At 62.9% G+C, this 1,672-nt stretch carries 1 protein-coding gene; it reads left to right on the top strand.

The annotated features are described in order from the left end of the window. Window positions 1-142 precede the first annotated feature (142 nt). Entirely contained in the window at window positions 143-1,477 is a 1,335-nt protein-coding gene (locus NKH57_RS33675; RefSeq protein ID WP_352950669.1) for an ISNCY family transposase, read from the top strand. Window positions 1,478-1,672 lie beyond the last annotated feature (195 nt).

The raw sequence follows: 1,672 nt of genomic DNA, 5'->3' as shown, positions 1-1,672 counted from the left end.
CTAGTGCCCGTCCATAAACGGTAAGCTGCTGAAATTACTGGAGGAATCACCAAATTTCCGCAGGAAAGGCCCGACGGTTTCAGGTACACTTTAGATCATACCACTGATTCTAAAGGGAAACCCGCAACCGCCGGAGCCGACAATGCGCCAAGAACGCACCGTCCAATCCAGTGTATTCGATCTTTTCGCCGAACACGAGATCGGCCGTGAGCTGAAAGCCATATCGCAGTGGCTGGACGAACATCGCGATCTGCTCGGGCTGGTGACGCGGGACCTGCGCCGGCATGGGGTCAGGGAAACCGGTCGCGCGGGCCTGCCGACGGAGGCCGTGCTTCGCTGCGCGCTACTCAAGCAGCATCGCCAGTTGAGCTATCAGGAGCTGGCCTTCCATCTCGAAGACTCCGCCTCGTTCCGAGCCTTTGCCCGGCTGCCGTGGGGATGGAGCCCGAAGAAATCGGTGTTGCACAAGACGATCTGCGCGATCCGGGCGCAAACCTGGGAAGAGATCAATCGGAGGCTGTTGACGAGCGCCCGGCGGGACAGGTTGGAAAACGGCAAGGTCGTACGTGTCGACAGCACCGTCACCGCAGCATTCATCCACACGCCAAGCGACAACAGCCTGTTATGGGACGCCGTGCGGGTGATGGTGCGGCTGCTCTACGCGGCCGATGCCTTGGGCAGCGCCACCCCATGGCATGATCACTGCCGCGCGGCGAAGAAGCGGGCCCGTACGATCGAGTATGCCCGCAGCCGTCTCCAACGGGTCAAGTCCTATCGCGAGCTGCTCAGGATCACCCACAAAACCCTGGCCTATCTGGACCAGGCGGCGGCGCAGTTGCCCCTGGCGACGGGCCCGGCCGGCGAACTCTGGCAGGCCACCGTCTGCCACTACCGGCCGCTGATCGAGCAGATCATCGCCCAGTCCGAGCGGCGGGTCCTGGGCGGCGAGGCGGTGCCCGCCGGCGAGAAGCTGGTAAGCCTCTTCGAGCCGCATGCCGACATCATCGTCAAGGGCCGTCGCGATGTCGATTACGGCCACAAGCTCAATCTGACCACCGGCAGAAGCGGCCTGATCCTGGATCTCGTCATCGAGGCCGGCAACCCGGCCGACAGCGAGCGTCTGCTGCCAATGCTGGAGCGCCACATCGCTTTTTATGGCCAAGCGCCGCGGCAGGCGGCCGCCGATGGCGGCTTTGCCAGCCGTGCCAATCTGAGCCAGGCCAAGGCCTGGGGCGTGCGCGACATGGCCTTCCACAAGAAGGCGGGCCTCAAAATAGAAGACATGGTCAAGAGCCGCTGGGTCTACCGCAAGCTGAGGAACTTCCGCGCCGGCATCGAGGCCGACATCTCCTGCCTGAAACGCGCCTACGGTCTGGCCTGCTGCACCTGGCGTGGGCTCACCCGCTTCAAGGCTTACGTCTGGTCCTCGGTGGTCGCTTACAACCTCGCCCTCTTCGCCCGCCTCACACCCAACTGACCCCCCACTCATCGGGTCGCCCTCAATGGCATGCCGGCAAGCGCGGCCGATACCTTATGCCCGCATGACCGTTGCAAACAATCTCGGTCGCGATCTCAACGTCTCGCGCCATAACGCGCCGCAAGAACAGCATGAATTGGGCCGCCAAACTGGCTCAGAACACTCGCAAAAACAGCGTTTATGGATGCGCACTAG

Origin of the sequence: Mesorhizobium sp. M1050, from assembly GCF_040318715.1 — a bacterium.
Classification (GTDB): Bacteria; Pseudomonadota; Alphaproteobacteria; order Rhizobiales; family Rhizobiaceae; genus Mesorhizobium.
The sequence above is the reverse complement of the archived record's forward strand: the minus strand, read 5'-3'. Positions and strand labels throughout refer to the sequence as shown.